This is a genomic window from Colwellia sp. (genome assembly GCF_013215345.1).
Lineage (GTDB): Bacteria > Pseudomonadota > Gammaproteobacteria > Enterobacterales > Alteromonadaceae > Colwellia.
In genome coordinates this window covers 1-16,291 of record NZ_JABSOV010000041.1, presented here as the reverse complement: position 1 = coordinate 16,291, position 16,291 = coordinate 1, and the positions used below count along the sequence as shown (strand labels likewise).

15 protein-coding genes and 1 pseudogene are annotated in these 16,291 nt (G+C 39.9%); 10 read left to right on the top strand and 6 right to left on the bottom strand.

Going from position 1 to position 16,291, the window contains the following annotated elements:
• Positions 1 to 105: 105 nt before the first annotated feature.
• On the bottom strand, positions 106 to 2,637 hold the full coding sequence (gene hrpB, locus HRT50_RS08350; RefSeq protein WP_291613325.1) for an ATP-dependent helicase HrpB: 2,532 nt from the start codon (positions 2,635 to 2,637) through the stop codon (positions 106 to 108).
• Positions 2,638 to 2,923: 286 nt separating this feature from the next.
• Here hrpB and HRT50_RS08345 point away from each other — a divergent pair, with 286 nt between their 5' ends.
• From HRT50_RS08345 to panC, 10 genes are all read left to right on the top strand, one after another.
• Positions 2,924 to 3,409 carry an acyl-CoA thioesterase gene (locus tag HRT50_RS08345; RefSeq protein ID WP_291613323.1) on the top strand — a complete coding sequence of 162 codons (486 nt, stop codon included), beginning with the start codon at positions 2,924 to 2,926 and terminating at the stop codon, positions 3,407 to 3,409.
• A 178-nt stretch (positions 3,410 to 3,587) separates the two neighbouring features.
• On the top strand, positions 3,588 to 4,031 hold the full coding sequence (locus HRT50_RS08340) for a hypothetical protein (protein WP_291613321.1): 444 nt from the start codon (positions 3,588 to 3,590) through the stop codon (positions 4,029 to 4,031).
• A 373-nt stretch (positions 4,032 to 4,404) separates the two neighbouring features.
• The gene (sfsA, locus tag HRT50_RS08335; protein WP_291613320.1) at positions 4,405 to 5,118 is read left to right on the top strand and encodes a DNA/RNA nuclease SfsA; all 714 of its coding nucleotides are present in this window, start codon (positions 4,405 to 4,407) and stop codon (positions 5,116 to 5,118) included.
• Between the two features lie 273 nt (positions 5,119 to 5,391).
• The gene (dksA, locus tag HRT50_RS08330) at positions 5,392 to 5,838 is read left to right on the top strand and encodes an RNA polymerase-binding protein DksA (RefSeq protein WP_291613318.1); all 447 of its coding nucleotides are present in this window, start codon (positions 5,392 to 5,394) and stop codon (positions 5,836 to 5,838) included.
• 43 nt (positions 5,839 to 5,881) lie between these two features.
• Positions 5,882 to 6,829, top strand: coding sequence for a tRNA glutamyl-Q(34) synthetase GluQRS (gene gluQRS / locus HRT50_RS08325; RefSeq protein ID WP_291613316.1), 948 nt, complete (start codon positions 5,882 to 5,884; stop codon positions 6,827 to 6,829).
• A 107-nt stretch (positions 6,830 to 6,936) separates the two neighbouring features.
• Positions 6,937 to 7,629, top strand: coding sequence for an SDR family oxidoreductase (locus tag HRT50_RS08320; protein WP_291613314.1), 693 nt, complete (start codon positions 6,937 to 6,939; stop codon positions 7,627 to 7,629).
• A gap of 213 nt (positions 7,630 to 7,842) precedes the next feature.
• A complete protein-coding gene (gene pcnB / locus HRT50_RS08315; RefSeq protein WP_291613312.1) occupies positions 7,843 to 9,315 on the top strand; it encodes a polynucleotide adenylyltransferase PcnB in 1,473 nt (490 codons plus the stop codon).
• Positions 9,316 to 9,328: 13 nt separating this feature from the next.
• Positions 9,329 to 9,817, top strand: coding sequence for a 2-amino-4-hydroxy-6-hydroxymethyldihydropteridine diphosphokinase (gene folK / locus HRT50_RS08310; RefSeq protein WP_291613310.1), 489 nt, complete (start codon positions 9,329 to 9,331; stop codon positions 9,815 to 9,817).
• Between the two features lie 137 nt (positions 9,818 to 9,954).
• Positions 9,955 to 10,749, top strand: coding sequence for a 3-methyl-2-oxobutanoate hydroxymethyltransferase (gene panB, locus HRT50_RS08305; protein WP_291613308.1), 795 nt, complete (start codon positions 9,955 to 9,957; stop codon positions 10,747 to 10,749).
• 74 nt (positions 10,750 to 10,823) lie between these two features.
• Entirely contained in the window at positions 10,824 to 11,690 is an 867-nt protein-coding gene (panC, locus tag HRT50_RS08300) for a pantoate--beta-alanine ligase (RefSeq protein ID WP_291613306.1), read from the top strand.
• A 260-nt stretch (positions 11,691 to 11,950) separates the two neighbouring features.
• On the opposite strand, the pseudogene HRT50_RS08295 reads toward panC, so the two are convergent.
• The 5 genes and pseudogenes from HRT50_RS08295 to HRT50_RS08275 all read right to left on the bottom strand — a co-directional run.
• Positions 11,951 to 12,601 (bottom strand): annotated as a pseudogene (locus HRT50_RS08295) (hypothetical protein); the annotation flags it as partial.
• 196 nt (positions 12,602 to 12,797) lie between these two features.
• A complete protein-coding gene (locus tag HRT50_RS08290) occupies positions 12,798 to 13,535 on the bottom strand; it encodes a M43 family zinc metalloprotease (protein ID WP_291613304.1) in 738 nt (245 codons plus the stop codon).
• A 250-nt stretch (positions 13,536 to 13,785) separates the two neighbouring features.
• The gene (locus HRT50_RS08285; protein ID WP_291613302.1) at positions 13,786 to 14,697 is read right to left on the bottom strand and encodes an urea transporter; all 912 of its coding nucleotides are present in this window, start codon (positions 14,695 to 14,697) and stop codon (positions 13,786 to 13,788) included.
• A gap of 133 nt (positions 14,698 to 14,830) precedes the next feature.
• Positions 14,831 to 15,271 (bottom strand): YtoQ family protein, encoded by a 441-nt coding sequence (locus HRT50_RS08280; RefSeq protein ID WP_291613301.1) that lies wholly within the window; start codon positions 15,269 to 15,271, stop codon positions 14,831 to 14,833.
• A 171-nt stretch (positions 15,272 to 15,442) separates the two neighbouring features.
• Positions 15,443 to 16,291, bottom strand: an 849-nt coding sequence (locus tag HRT50_RS08275) for a solute carrier family 23 protein (RefSeq protein WP_291613300.1), incomplete at its 5' end; no start/stop codon positions are given.

The following is a 16,291-nucleotide window of genomic DNA, read 5'->3' as shown; positions in this document are numbered from 1 at the left end:
TTGTTAACTGATGCTCCGCTGCGTTTCTTTACTTTATTTTTTGACATTATTCTTCGATATACTTATTTATTTAGCTTCGTTATTTAGCCAAGTTAGCTAACTGGATTATTCTTTTATATGGCGTTTAGTTTTATTGGTTGCTTTAGCATTGGCAGGATCATCTGGCCAATAGTGCCTAGGATAACGGCTTTTCATGTCCTTTTGCACCGCTTGATAACTGCCTGACCAAAATTTAACTAAATCTTGTGTTACTTGAATAGGTCGTTGTGCAGGAGAAAGTAACTCTAGTAACAAAGGGACTCCCTGCTTTTGTTCATTTATCCCCACTAAAACACCAATATTGGGCGTTTGTGTTAAGCCATAGAGTTCTTGCATAGGCAGTGAAACTTTAGGCGAACGCTCTAAATCATAGCTAATGGGACAGTGGCGTCCAGTGGGTCCAATATAAACAGTTGGCGCCGCTTGCTTTAATATTTTTTGTTCTTGATAGTTAAGTAAAGATAATAACATTTGTGACAAGTCTAACTTAGCTAGCTGTGCTTTGGATTTAATATCACCGACAAAAGGGGCAAACCAAATTGCTAGCTCGGCCAATAGACTATTATCATCGATAGCCGCTAAATTATATTCTGGAAAGTAGTTATTTAACCATTGCCAACGTGATTTTAGTGCTAAATCTTTGCCCTGCCAAGGTAGAAAGCTCAAACCTTTTTTTCTGACCAGCTGACACCACATTTCACTAATGGCTTCAGTTGTGATAGCTTGCTTTAAAGGCTGTTCTGTTAGCACTATTGCCCCTAATGATGTTTGTCTACGCGTTATTATCCTACCGCTCTTATTATCAAATTTGGCTATATCTTGCTGTTTGATTTGCTCAGCAAAAACTTCGGTAATTTCTGTCAAGCTCAGTTGGCTAGCTAAACGTACATGTAACTGATTATCACGCTGACTTGCCTGAGCAATAACAATAAAGCTCTCTGTGGCTAAAGCGTCTTGCTCATGCACTGATGCCCCTTTACCATTCACACAAATATAATCGCCATGACTGCTGCGGGCCATGGCAACTCTTTCAGGGTACGCATAAGCCAGCAGTAGACCCGCTTTTGATAATTCCAATGAGTTTGCGCTAAAACGCAAGTTCATATGTTGGCCAAGTCGATTGGCTTGTTGTATAACCCGTGTTAACAATGGATTTTTATGACTGTTAGCTTTAATAAGTAATTGCAACCTATGGTTTAAATCACAATCGAATTTCGCCTGCTCGCCCTTAAAAACATCACGTTCTTCAAGTAATGCCGCAATTAAACAAGCCAATAACCTTGTTTGTTCACCATGTTTGCCTGCCATTAAGATCATATGAGCGAAACGTGGGTGGCAAGGTAAATTTGCTACTTTTTCGCCATGTTTGGTCAGTAGGCATTTGCCATCGACAATAGCCAAGCTTTGTAACTCTTGCCAAGCTTGGCTCTCTTTAGTTTTACTCGGTAGTTCTAATAAGGGTAATTCTTTTAATGCAGAAACGCCCCAACGCGCCGCTTCAATAAGGGTGGGTAATAAGTCTGCTTGTTGAATATCATTAACACTATGTTGCGGCCTGCGCTCAAAATCATCTTTGCCATATAAGCGGATACAATGCCCAGGCATTAATCGCCCGGCACGCCCAGCTCTTTGTATAGCTGAAGCTTTCGCTATCTGCTTTTGCATCAGCTTATTCATTAAACTAGCACTATCATAAATAGCCACTTTTTCTAGGCCACAATCAATAACCAGATCAATGCCATCTATAGTTAGCGAGGTTTCCGCGATGTTAGTGGCTAAAACAATTTTCCGCTGACCATCTGCACAGGGCGCTATCGCTTGTTGCTGTTCTTTTAAGCTTTGCTCACCAAATAAAGGGCAAATCTTGGCCCCTCCGCTTTGCTGAGTGCTTAAACGCTCAACTAAAAAACGAATATCTGCGACGCCAGGTAAAAAAACTAATATTGAACCCATGTGGTTAAACATTTTATCTTTGATAACCGCCAACGCATGATCACGCCAACGCAGGTGACTCTTAGGCGCTTGGTAACTCACTTCAACAGGGAAACTTCTTCCTTCACTGCTTAGTAGCTGTGCATCAGGCAAAGCCTTACTTAAATACTCAGTGTCTAGGGTTGCAGACATAAGCAGTATTTTTAAATCATCACGCAACTCTGTTTGTACTTCACGGGTAAGGGCAAAAGCTAAGTCCCCTTGTAAACTGCGCTCATGAAATTCATCGAAAACGACTAATGCTGTACCTGATAACTCGGCATCTTTTTGAATGATCTGGGTTAATATCCCTTCAGTGATCACTTCAAGACGGGTGTTTTTAGAGGTTTTACTATCATTACGCAATCGATAACCGATGGTTAAACCTACGTTTTCATCGAGTTGCTTTGCTAAAAAAGTGGCTATATTTTTAACCGCTAAACGTCTAGGTTGCAGCAAATATATTTTTTTATCAGCCAAGCTAGGCAAGGTTAATAACCATAAAGGTAAACAGGTTGACTTACCTGCCCCAGGGGGGGCCGATAATATAAGCGTATTTTGCTCACCAAGGGCTTGGCAAAATTGTTTTTTAATTGCTTCTATGGGTAAAGAAGTAGTCACAGCCATCGATAAAATAAACTTATGAATAAAATGACCATTATCATAACAATTATTACTTGCCGGGCATAATACCAATCAGAGTAATTAATTACCTATCTTCAAATGGTTAAAATATCCAATGCCAGCGTTGTGTCCAATCCCAATAGCCCGCTATTCACATGCCTTGAACTTGAATATTACCCTTATTGAAATTTGGCCAGTTATTTAACCTGATTGGTATAGTTCGATAAGCAATTGATTTTGTCTATAATAAAACTATCTTTTACCAACAGCCTTTCAAGGTAACTCTGCGATGAAAAAAACTCTCGATAACATGATTGAATTTTGTTTTTTAGCTGAACCAACCGATGTGAACTTTGGCGGTAAAGTGCACGGCGGTATGGTGATGAAGTGGATTGATCAAGCATCTTATGCTTGTGCAGCAAAATGGAGTAAGCGTTACAGCGTCACCGTTTCTGCTAACGGCATACGCTTTATTCGCCCGATATTAGTGGGTCAAATGATCACAGTGACCGCACAAATAGTACACACTGGTCGCAGTAGTATGCATATTTATGTGGTGGTCAGAGCTTGTGACCCTAAAGAGCAAAGTTATGTGGTTACCAATCGCTGCTTTATCACCTTTATGGCTACAGATGAGAGCGGTTATCCGGTCAAAGTAAATAAATTTGAACCAAAAAATGAGGAAGAAAAAAAATTAGAACAGGTAGCGATGCATGCAAAAGAATTTGCCATTAAATTAGACCAAGATTTTGAAGAACAACTTGGTTGGAAATAAACAAAATAGCAATAACTTAGCGTAATCCCTTTATCTTCCGGACATTATTTAAGCCTTAAAAACACCTAATTAAACTTGCAAAAAAAATTATCTATGCTTACTTGGCAAGTTATTTAAATACTGTTATTAATAAACGTTCCCCCTTTAATTAATTAGCACTAATCACAGAGGAAATGACATGGAATACTCAGCACATGGACGTTATGTTATTGAACAGCAAGATAATATTTTGTTGGTTGATGCACAAGGGCCTTTTAATGAGGTGACAGCAGAGCAATACCACCATGATATAAAAATACTCACCAAGAAAATGACTGGTGAGCCCTGGGGTTCTTTAATCACCTTTCGTGGCAATAGTGTTTTTACCCCTGAAGCCGAACAGCAATTACGGGAAACTGCGCAATATCGTCAACAAAGGGGCATGATTGCTATCGCGGTAGTTATTCTAAATAGTGCTTATGCCGATATGCAGCAAATGCAATTACAACGTATTTACCACGATTGTAAAATTGACTTTCATGTATTTAGTGATAGCGATAGTGCGAGCAATTGGCTCAATGACTTTATTGAGCAAGCAACCCTATTAAACAATAAACAACAAAAAAAATCCCGAGTGAATTAAAATTACTTTACCTATAAAACTTCGTTATGATGGGCGAAACAATCGTAATACCAATTGAATTAATGAATGCACCACTTAGCGAGAATTAAAAGGCTTAGAGGCAAGGCATTGATTGAAGAGAATGGTTATTCAGGATAATGGCTCCTGCATTATCTAATAAGCAGCATCCATGTAGCGTCCTTGTCAAAATCAATAACGCCGCATGTAGGCCTTTTAAACTCGCCCTTCGGGAACTCAGTAGCAAACTGATAACATCGCAAAATGAATGAAATATAGAATAACTATGTTTAACTCATTTTGTTTGTTTTAAGCTCGCTACTGAAGCTCTAAGTTGGTCGATTCATTATTTCAATTGGTATGAGCTCATTTTAATATGTTACTCCAAGTACAAGCCGCCAAATTAATTAAGCGTTATAAACGTTTTTTAGCCGATATTGAACTTACCAATGGTAAAGAAACCACCATACATTGTGCCAATACTGGGGCGATGAAAGGTTGTGCTGAGCCTGCCGATACCGTTTGGTATAGCACTTCAACTAATATTAAACGAAAATACCCTTTTAGCTGGGAAATCACTCAAAGCCAAGATGATCATTTTATTTGCGTCAACACCTTACGGGCCAACCAATTAGTCGAAGAGGCTTTGCACAAAGGTTTAATTACGGAACTCAGCGGCTTTAATTTATTACAGCGAGAAGTAAAATACGGCAATGAAAACAGTCGGGTAGATTTTTTAGCCAGCTATGATGATGCTCCAGATACCTATATTGAAGTGAAATCAGTGACATTATTAGAAAGTGGCCACGGCTATTTCCCCGATGCTGTTACCACACGCGGTCAAAAACATTTGCGTGAATTAGTGGATATGGTAGAACAGGGGCATAGAGCCGTTTTATTATTTGCTGTCTTACATAGTGGTATTAATGACGTTGCTGCCGCCAGCCATGTTGACCCTACTTATGCCAAGTTACTCAAAGAGGCCAAACATGCTGGTGTTGAAATAATCGCCTACAAAGCCGACTTTTCGCTCAAACAAGGTGAGCTTAATATGAGTTTATCTAAAAAAATTTCGTTTATTGAACGATAATGATTGACTAGTCATAGTAAAACTTGCTAAAAAAGCTTGCTCAAAATTTTTAAATATCAGTACGAAAATTATCATTGCCATTAACTAGTTGATAAAGTTAGACAAAATAATTATTTTAGCTAATTTGTTGATTTTTATCATGAGCGACACAATATAGTCCTGATTCATCGGGTCATATATAAAATATTGGCACTTACAACAGAGGCGTTGTACCACATAAAACGTGGTATATTAATAAATCGCCTTGGTCTATGTAGCATTGGGAGAATAAGCATGCCAACAAAGAAACACAAGCCATTAGGTATTCTTGCATTAGCGGGCGTTGCGCCATATCAAGAAAAATCTGGCGAAGAGTACATGGGAGCACCTCAACAAGAGCATTTTAAGAAAATTTTAGATGCTTGGCGCGTACAGTTACGTGAGGAAGTTGATCGTACCGTATCGCATATGCAAGACGAAGCAGCTAACTTTCCAGATCCTGTGGATAGAGCAGCTCAAGAAGAAGAGTTCAGTCTTGAATTACGTACACGAGACCGTGAGCGTAAACTTATCAAGAAAATTGAGAAAACCTTACAGTTCATTGAAGATGACGACTTTGGTTTTTGTAACTCTTGCGGTATTGAGATTGGTATTCGTCGTTTAGAAGCCCGTCCTACTGCCGATCTTTGTATTGAATGTAAAACGTTAGCTGAAATTAAAGAACGTCAAATGGCGGGCTAATTTTTTAGTTAACTTTAACTAACTTTTAGTTAGCAATAGTTCAATGCAAAACCTGCATAATATGCGACCACTGGAGCCTAATAAGGCTCTTCAATATCGTGGTCGCTTTGCTCCATCCCCTTCTGGTTTACTCCACTTTGGTTCTCTTATCGCTGCTCTAGCGAGTTTTCTTGATGCAAAAGCCTTTGTTAATGCTAATGGTGAGCAAGGAAAGTGGCTACTTCGCCTAGAAGATATTGATCCTCCTCGTGAACAACAAGGCGCTAGCTCAGCAATATTAACGACACTTGCCGCTTTTGGCTTGCATTGGGATGAAACTGAACTTTACCAAAGCCAGCAGAGTCAATATTATCGTGAGATATTGTCTAGCCTAACACAGCAAAAACTAAGCTATTACTGCCAATGTACACGTGGCCAAATCAAGTCTATCGGTGGCATATATCAAGGACATTGTCGCAGCGCTAATCATCAAGCATCGGGGTGCGCCATTAGACTTGTTAACCAATACGGTTTACATAAATTTAATGATATATTTCAAGGTGAAGTGGTGTGCGATCAAGCCTTAGCGGATGAGGATTTTATTATTCACCGTAAAGACGGCTTATTTGCCTATCAGCTTGCTGTAGTTGCCGATGATATAGCCCAAAATATCTCCCATGTTGTCAGAGGCTGTGACTTACTTGAACCCACTGCCAGACAACTAACGTTTTATCAAACCTTAAACGCTAGTTTTTTACCCTGTACCACGCCGCAATACGGTCATATCCCCTTAGCAATAACCCGCCAAGGATATAAATTGAGTAAACAAAACAAAGCGCCGGCCATTAAGAATAAAAAACCACAACCCGCACTTATTGCCGCACTAGCATTCTTGGGACAATCACCTGAGCCTGAGTTAGCGGGTGCGAGCGTTGCAGAAATAATTCAATGGGCAATTAAAAATTGGCAACGAAGCCGTGTACCCAATAAGGTTGAAATAAACATTGATTAACTATCTTACCTCTATAACCACTTAACAAAAGGTACTGAAAACTAGGCGTTTTAGCACTACTGGCACTAAGCTACGACAAACTAAATTCATAAATAAAAGGAAATATTATGTCTACCAACACAGCAAAGACTATTGTAATTACAGGCGCTAATCGTGGTATCGGTTATGCCATGGCTAAAATTTTTCAACAACGTGGCGATAGCGTTTATGCACTGTGTCGTCAAAGCTCTGCGCAATTAGATGCCCTTGGCGTCAATGTGGTAGCGCAGGTTGATATTGCCACACAAGCAGGTATCGATACTGCGGTCTCTGCCCTTAGTGGTATTAGCATTGATTTATTGATCAACAATGCCGGTATTTTACGTGATGAACAACTAAGCGACTTAAATCAACAGACCATAATCGAGCAATTTAATGTTAATGCTCTGGCACCACTATGCTTGAGCCACGCTTTACTCGGTAATTTATCTGCGGATAGTAAAATAGGCTTAATCACCTCAAGAATGGGCTCCATCACTGACAATACTTCTGGTGGCAGATACGGTTATCGCATGTCAAAAGCAGCACTAAATATTGCCGCAGTTTCATTAGCAAGAGACCTTAGTGCAGAAAATATCGCTGTTGGTATTTATCACCCAGGTTACGTGCAAACTGAGATGGTCAATAGCGATGGCGTTTTAAACAATGGTGATATCAGCGCCGATGTCGCAGCAGAGCGATTAATCACTTTAATGGACAACTTAACCATGGCCGATTCAGGCGTATTTAAGCACTCTAATGGTGAAACATTACCTTGGTAGCGATACCAAGTTGGATAATGACTGAACGCTAATACCTCAGTCATTATCCAACTTTAGATTAGATTAGAGAAAGAAAAGCGTGCTGTCATAGTCGTGTTTCTCTCTCTGCCACACTTTAGCTGCTTTTTCATGCTATTTACTCTCTCTGTTATTCTCTTTTGCCCTGCACTGTTATATCATTGCGCCACTATTTTATGTCTGTCTTAAAGGCCTGTGACTATCAAAAGCGTTATAAATTTATGCAAAAGAGTTTTCTCTAGAAAAACGAGTAAAACTATCGCAAAAACGACCCCTAAAAAGAACGCAAAAAAAAGCGCCAGTAACAAAACTAATATTGCTACTGCATCTTTTGATAATCCCTTGGTTTTTTCCCGAGATCAGCACCCTGTTTCCCGTCAATTATTAAGCCCAAGTGCACTGAAAGTTTTATACCGCTTAAATAAAAGTGGCTTTGATGCTTATCTTGTTGGTGGTGGTGTTCGTGATATTTTATTAGGCTTAGAACCTAAAGATTTTGATATTGCCACTAACGCAACACCTGATGAAATTAAAGAATTATTCAGAAACTGTCGTTTAATTGGTCGACGTTTTCGTTTAGCCCATATTGTTTTTGGGCGAGAAATCATTGAGGTTGCCACTTTTAGGGGCCACCATGATAATGCTTCTGAACAAGATAAAAGTTGCAAGAAAACCTCTAAGCAAAGTGAAGATGGCATGTTATTGCGTGACAACATCTACGGTAGCATTGAAGAAGATGCTGAGCGTAGAGATTTTACCATCAATGCGCTTTATTACTCGACCAAAGATTTCAAAGTGTATGATTTTGCCAATGGCGTGCAAGATGTAAAAGATAAAGTTATCCGTTTAATTGGCGATCCTGAAACTCGTTACCGTGAAGACCCGGTACGTATGTTACGTGCGATCCGCTTTGCCACTAAGCTCGATATGCAAATATGTGATGAGACTAAAGCACCGATTAAAGAGCTTTCTTCGTTAATGGCCAATATTCCCGCCGCTCGTTTATTTGAAGAATTCTTGAAAATGTTTATTGCCGGTAAAGCAGTGGCTAACTTTGAGCAATTGCGTAGTTATAACTTATTTGGTTATTTCTTTCCCGCCGTTGAGCAAGCACTTAACCAAGCACCAGAAGAACAAGAGTTTTTGCTCGCCTTCATTAAATTGGCGATGGAAAATACCGACAAACGCATCAATAACGAGCAACGGGTAACACCAGCATTTTTATTTGCTGCCTTGCTTTGGTACCCATTACAAAAGCATATTCAACGAATTAAAGTAACCACGCAACTTACTCCGCAAGATGTATTCTTTGCCGCCTTGAATGAAATAATGCCAGAGCAGCAACGCAGTATTGCCATTCCTAAGCGCTTTCAAGCGGTCATTAAGGATATTTGGATTCTGCAAGAGAAATTAGCTCGCCGCGAAGGTAAACGAGCTTTTAAGACATTCGAACACCTTAAATTTAGAGCCGGTTACGACTTCTTGCTATTACGCGCACAAATTGAAGGAACAACTGAACTTAATGAATTAGCACAGTGGTGGACAGACTTTCAAGAAGTGACAAATGACGCCCGTATTCAGATGATTAGAGGTGTTCAATCACCTCAAGGCACTAAACGTAAAGCGCCAAGAAGACGCCGTAAGCCCAACAGCAAACCGACTGAATAGTGATAACAAGCTGATGCCAACCACCACTATTGTTTATGTAGGACTAGGTAGCAATTTATCAAAGCCAAGGCTACAGGTAAGCAATGCAGCTAAAGCAATAGCCAATATTGAAAACAGTAGAGTCTGTGCATTATCTTCACTGTATTTGAGTAAACCTATGGGTCCTCAAGATCAAGATGACTATATCAACGCAGTAATTTCCATAGAAACTAGCTTATCAGCACTGGCATTGTTAGACGCCTTACAAGCAATAGAGAATGCTGCCGGTCGAGTGCGAAAAGATAATCGCTGGGGCGCACGCATTCTCGATTGTGATATTTTATTATATGGTAATGAATCTATCGACAATGCCCGTTTAACTGTGCCTCACTACGGTATGAAGCTACGTGAATTTGTCTTGTTACCGCTTGCAGAGATTGCGACTAATTTGTATTTACCAGACGGCACCTCAGTCAACACTATTGCCAATGAGATCAATAGCAATGGCATGGTAAAATTATAATATTGCAATAATAACTATTTAAATAAAAAATAGTGGAATCTTAGATATTAGCAATACAATCCTTAGCACTATAATAATTAGAACTAACCGCTTATAGCAAACAGCTTAATAAGCTAATTAACAAATTCGGAAATATCATGGCTAAAATATCCACCGCAAGCTTGCTAAAAATGAAACAACAAGGCGAAAAGATCTCAACAATCACCGCCTATGATGCCAGTTTTGCCAAACTATTTGATCAAGCAGGCATACACGCCATTTTAATTGGTGACTCGCTTGGCATGGTTTTACAAGGGGAAGACAGCACACTACCTGTCTCCATTGAAGACATGGCCTATCATACCCGTTGTGTAAAACGTGGGATTGAAGAGACCCTTGTTATTGCCGATATGCCTTTTATGAGTTATGCCACGCAAGAGCAAGCACTAACCAATGCTGCAGTATTAATGCAAGCCGGTGCTAGCATGGTTAAGATGGAAGGTGGCGCTTGGCTTAATGACACTATTTCAGCTTTAGTTGAGCGCGGTATTCCTGTTTGCGCTCATTTAGGTTTAACACCACAATCTGTTAATATTTTTGGCGGCTTTAAAGTTCAAGGCCGTGAAAATGATAAAGCAGAGCAAATGATTGCCGATGCCAAAGCACTAGAAGGCGCTGGCGCGCAATTGTTAGTGCTTGAATGTATTCCAGCAAGCTTAGGTGAAGCCATCACTAAAGCGCTTACTATCCCAACGATTGGTATAGGCGCAGGTAAAGATACTGATGGACAAATTTTAGTAATGCACGATGCCTTAGGCATTGCCTGTAATTATATGCCGAAGTTTTCACGTAACTTCTTAAAAGATACCGGTGACATTAAACAAGCGGTAGAGCTTTATATCAGTGAAGTGAGTCAAGGTAACTTCCCTGGTGATGAGCATATTTTTAAGTAACACTTAGCAATTAAGTTCTAGCAATAAACTACTAATAATAAATAACTATTAATAAATAACGACAAGATAAATTTATGATAACAGTCAGTCAAATAAGTGAATTACGTGCGCAAGTAAAAGCATGGCGTCAACAAGGTTTAACCATAGCTTTTGTCCCTACTATGGGTAACTTGCATGCGGGTCATATTTCGTTAGTGGCTGAAGCCCATAAACATGCTGATAAAATTGTCGCCAGTATTTTTGTCAACCCAATGCAGTTTGGCGCCAATGAAGATATTGCTAGTTACCCGCGCACTATGGATGATGATCAACAAAAATTAACTGACGCAGGTACCGATTTATTATTTACACCTACACCTGACATCATTTACCCCAAAGGACTGTCCAAACAAAGCTTTGTTGAAGTACCTAATGTTTCGGAAGGATATTGTGGAGAAAGTCGTCCTGGCCATTTTCGCGGTGTTGCCACGGTAGTATGTAAATTATTTAATTTAGTCCAGCCTGATGTCGCTTGTTTTGGTTTAAAAGATTACCAGCAAGTTCAAGTGATTCAAACCATGGTTGAAGACTTGTCGATGCCAATCACCATAGTACCTGTAAAAACTAGCAGAGAAGAAAGTGGCTTAGCTTTAAGTTCTCGTAATGGTTATTTAACGCCAGAAGAAATAGCAATTGCGCCGGCCCTACAGAAAAATTTAACATGGTTAGCCAAACAAATTAGTTCAGGCTTTGCTCAGCAAGAAAGTATCGATTTTATCGGCTTAGCAAAACAAGCTGCAAAGGCAATAAATCACGCAGGTTTACATACTGACTATTTACACATTTGCCATGCACAAACGTTGCAACCAGCCAGTGAAGATGACACTGAGTTAGTGATTTTAGCGGCAGCACATTGCGGTAAAGCGCGTTTGATTGATAACTTGCAACTGAACTTAACTTAAATCCCCTTAACTTTGCTTAAATTAGCTCAGCTTAATTTTATTTAGTTAAGCTGATTCTAGCTAGCTTAACTAAGCTGTATTGCGGATTTAGCTGACTTTACTTACCACAGTAATCGCGCGGCTATCTTTCCCGCAGTACGGTTCTAGTACTTCTCCCCGCAAGACTAAGCCAAATAACAATAACCACATCATAGAGCCAGCACTCGCTTGCTGCTCTTCTACGGTATTAATCCCCTCTTATCCAGGCACAAGTGCAATAGTTAGCTTCGGGTGTAATAACGGGCTCTGATGTGACGTACACATAAGCTATCGCCCTCCTTTACTTTAATCGTCTCGTTTATATAGTTATCCGATTGGCAAGAAAAAGCAGATTCACCATTTTCTATACTCAACTCTATTTCAGTATTCATACCAGAGATAACAAATTCTTGCGAATAAACCAATACCGATAATTCAACCGCATCTTGCTCAGTAAAACTAATGTCATCAACTTGCTGATCAAGTTCCTCAACAGCCGGCGAATTAGTCGTGGTAACACTGATATTGTCTAATGAGATATCACCTTTATTACCGCCTATAACCTGCCCTGAAAAGCGTAATTGAAACAGCGCAGCGCTATATTGCGTAAGTGAAATAGTTGCAAGTGACCAACTACTAGCACTTGTATGTTGCTGACCAGATTTGTGCCAAATATTTTGCCAACTGACGGCATTATCTTGAGTAACACCTACCTTTAACGATCCCATATCAGCACCATACATAGAATAATAAAAGCTTAGCTCAGCGGTAAAGTCTGCTGTTGTGGCTGCCGTAAAGGTTGCTGCAAAAGTAAAACATGGACTAATGAGATTGATACTATCATTGGCTGAGAGTAATTCATGGGAAGCATCAATATGTAGGAAAGTATGCCCTTCTTGAGGATCGCTAGCCCCCGTATTTGAGGTACTGGGTAGTTATAATATTTCCAGTTAAAGTCATCAAGGTAGCTATCCTGTCGCCAACTATTACTTAGTACCTCTTCGTTGTAGTTAAAGCCTTCTTGTAAATTTTGCTCGGTGTGAATAACAGTATTAAGACAAGTCGGGTTTGCTGCACTTCCAAAGCTATTTAACAGATGGAATTTATCACTGAGTATACCCTGTTCATGCGTTTGATTTGTTCAGGGCTAAAGCGGTTACGGCAGGTATTTTGCCCCTTACCCATGATATTGAAACCATCAGGGTGATAGGTGTTACCCGCTTCGTCGATAGCGCTGGCTGAATATGAGCAATCGTTATAATAATCTCGCTCACCGGGATCTACCGCAGTATCAATAACTTTATCGCCATATTGCCAGCCGTCGGTTCCTTCGAATAATGTTATCGGGCCATCATCAATGCTTTGGTAAGTATGCAGCAAACCTAAGTTATGGCCAAATTCATGGGAGATGGTCGACGTCGCTAAGTCTTCTGGTTCCACTTCAATCAAGTCGGTCGCTTCGTAACTCCAGTAAGCATGGCCATTTTTACCATCAAGATCTGCTACAACAATATTCAAAGCACCATAATGTGTAAAGGGCCGAACTTGCTCTTCATTATCAGTATCCCATTTACCCTCGTGTATGCCAGCAACATCATCATTGGTTAAATAGATTTTATCGAGTAAAAAAAAACTAATATTTAGTGATGAAAAATCACTATTAAGCTGTTCAATACCACTTTTTAATTGAGCTTCTGAAGCACTAGCGCCTTGGCCATTGCTATTATCGGCAGAGATAAGGTAATAAACGCCAATCTCGTTAGCACTGGCTTTAGAGAATATCATTGAGCTTGGTAAAAAGATTACGGCAGCGAAAAAAACGTTCATCGACTGGCGAATGCTGTTCGAAAATATAATTGATTTGAAACCTTTAATAATGCATGGCTAGAGCATACTGAATCAAGGTATCGTTTTGAAGTGTGCTAATCCCTGTTTTATGTCGTTTTTTGCTCTATTGACAGCTAATGATGTAAAAGATCTAGCAAGCTCGACGGAATTACCTTAAAGCTAGCATCGGCTGGCGTTAAACATGGTAGTGAGTAGTGAGTAATGTTTCTCGGTATGGCAAAGACTTAGCTTAAGCTGGTTTGGCATTGCTTTTATTAACATAACTAGTTTGTATTTTTACTAAGGCTATGACCAGTAAAGTGGTTATAACAAAAGGCGCGGTTAGTGCTGGTATGTTTGCCAACTCGAATCCCCGAGTAAGTAAAACAGCAAATACAATAGCAAAAAAGATCAACCACTGCTTATTTGGATAGCGACCGACCAGTGCGATAGCGACTAGACAACTATTAAAACCATACAGTCCCATCATGACTTTCTCTTGAGGAAAGCTAAAGCCAATAGCAATCAACATACCTGCTGCCGAACCAATAAACGCCCAAGCGGCCGACTTTCGAGAGTTAACGAATAATGCACAGAGAAAAAATACACCTGAGAGCCAGTATTCTTGCAGCATTACTTGACCGACACCACGCATACTCGCCTGAAAATAGCTAGCAACTGTCGCGGCATTCATGCCTACGTCATCACCCATATCAAGAGTACTACTAACTACACTGTTCAATTCAGCATAATTAATGAATAACAGTATCAACCAAGTAGATAGAATAAAAGGCGTGGTAAAAGCAGGAATACTTGTCATTCTGCTCATCATAAAGTGCATTAGCGCCGTTGAAAAAGTCCCGCCAACAATAACAACAAATAGAGAGATAAAACTAACCGGGAGAAAATGAAAGACTGCTACACCCACAAGTGCCGCATTAAAACCATATAGGCCTTGTCGCACAGCATTGACATCATATCGACATAATCTGGCTACAGCGCAAGCTGATATTATTGCCAAGGTGCTGCCCAACAACATAGTAGGAGAGTTTAAAGCAATTCCGAGCAGGAATAACAAGCCAGTAATAGCATTGCCTTGTAACATAACTTGGCCATAGCTACGCAAAAAACTTTTATAAAAATGCTTAAAAGGGAGTGTCATGAATATTTTTTGGTCTTGTTCGCTACTTTAAAAGCGCAATGCGTCGCAGGAAAATCGATGGGATTTGGCTGGAGTACAGCTATCTAAATTTATTAGCCACTAATGCAATAGTGGCTAATATTTTTGCTACTTGCTACTTGCTACTAATGTACTTTAACGTGGCTATCACTTGTTCAACGCTGGTCGCCCAAGCTTGAGCCGTGGCATCAACTTCTTTTAACGGGTGAATAATATCTTCACTATGTAAAGTAATATAAGGCTTATTCAGTGCAGCACAATAACCAGCATCAAAAGCAGCATTCCATTGCTTGTACTTATCACCAAAACGAATAACCGCAATATCACATCGCTCAATCAAAGTTTTGGTTTTCATAGCATTCACTTTAGCTGATTTATGATCGCGCCAAAACTGTTGCTCTTCAGCACCAAGGTGATCACCAGCACCGTCACTAGTTTCATGATGGGTGACCGCAGAAGTAAAACTGATATCTAAATCACTTTCTTGGCAACCTTGAATAATTTTATCGCGCCAATCGGTATGAATTTCACCGGAAAGATAAACTTCTAATTTCATAACAATGCTCTCTATTTCAGACTTACAACTTTAGATAGCACAATGGTACACCAATAATCAGCAGCCCAATAAATAAATCTAATGAAATACAATTTCACTATGTGAAATATAACAAAGCCACTTTGAGGTTTATAAGCAAGGTATGCTTAGTTACCCCTCTTCGCTTTGCTTTTATTCAAGCTGATTTTTTGGCAAAAAAGCATTTAATCCGATTGCCACTAAACCACATAAGCTAATGCCGGTTAGGCTAAAATCAGCATTTCCAATAGTCATACCACCGATACCAAAGACTAGGGTAGTTGAAACAATTACCAGATTACGCTGATCAGCAAGGTCGACTTGAGCTTTGACAATAATGTTCATACCTACTCCCGCTATTGAACCAAAAAGCAAAATCAGTATACCGCCCATAACTGGCGCAGGAATAGTTTGCAGGGCAATGCCAAACTTGGCAACAAATGCTAAGCCAATAGCGAAAGCGGCAGCCCAAAGCATAATGAGAGGGTTGAACATCTTAGTGAGCATTACTGCCCCGGTAACTTCTGAATAGGTAGTATTGGGTGGTCCACCAAATAGCGAAGATAAAGAAGTGGCTAAACCATCACCTAATAGTGTTCGGTGTAAGCCTGGACTTTTAGTGTAATCTTTACCGGTAACACTACCTATCGCTAAAATATCACCGACATGTTCAATTGCAGGAGCAATGGCAATCGGTAGCATAAATAGAATCGCCGCTAGATTAAACTCAGGGGTTATAAAGTTAGGAATGGCAAACCATTCACTATTAGCAACAGCTTCAGTACTCACCATGCCCATAACTGATGCCATCATATAACCGACAATTACACCGGCCATAATTGGAATTAAGCGAAAAATCCCCTTACCTAAGGTCGCAACTAATACCGTAGTAAGTAAAGCTGACATTGAAACGATTAAAGAGTCCACATAAGGGAAAAGTTCCGCAGCACCGTCACCCGTTTTGCCCATAGCCATATTCACAGCAATTGGCGCAAGACTCAG

Excerpts from the sequence above, each read along its gene's own strand:
- hrpB (WP_291613325.1), bottom strand. The coding sequence starts at position 2,637 with ATGGCTGTGACTACTTCTTTACCCATAGAAGCAATTAAAAAACAATTT.
- HRT50_RS08345 (WP_291613323.1), top strand. The coding sequence starts at position 2,924 with ATGAAAAAAACTCTCGATAACATGATTGAATTTTGTTTTTTAGCTGAA.
- HRT50_RS08340 (WP_291613321.1), top strand. The coding sequence starts at position 3,588 with ATGGAATACTCAGCACATGGACGTTATGTTATTGAACAGCAAGATAAT.
- sfsA (WP_291613320.1), top strand. The coding sequence starts at position 4,405 with ATGTTACTCCAAGTACAAGCCGCCAAATTAATTAAGCGTTATAAACGT.
- dksA (WP_291613318.1), top strand. The coding sequence starts at position 5,392 with ATGCCAACAAAGAAACACAAGCCATTAGGTATTCTTGCATTAGCGGGC.
- gluQRS (WP_291613316.1), top strand. The coding sequence starts at position 5,882 with ATGCAAAACCTGCATAATATGCGACCACTGGAGCCTAATAAGGCTCTT.
- HRT50_RS08320 (WP_291613314.1), top strand. The coding sequence starts at position 6,937 with ATGTCTACCAACACAGCAAAGACTATTGTAATTACAGGCGCTAATCGT.
- folK (WP_291613310.1), top strand. The coding sequence starts at position 9,329 with ATGCCAACCACCACTATTGTTTATGTAGGACTAGGTAGCAATTTATCA.
- panB (WP_291613308.1), top strand. The coding sequence starts at position 9,955 with ATGGCTAAAATATCCACCGCAAGCTTGCTAAAAATGAAACAACAAGGC.
- panC (WP_291613306.1), top strand. The coding sequence starts at position 10,824 with ATGATAACAGTCAGTCAAATAAGTGAATTACGTGCGCAAGTAAAAGCA.
- HRT50_RS08290 (WP_291613304.1), bottom strand. The coding sequence starts at position 13,535 with ATGAACGTTTTTTTCGCTGCCGTAATCTTTTTACCAAGCTCAATGATA.
- HRT50_RS08285 (WP_291613302.1), bottom strand. The coding sequence starts at position 14,697 with ATGACACTCCCTTTTAAGCATTTTTATAAAAGTTTTTTGCGTAGCTAT.
- HRT50_RS08280 (WP_291613301.1), bottom strand. The coding sequence starts at position 15,271 with ATGAAATTAGAAGTTTATCTTTCCGGTGAAATTCATACCGATTGGCGC.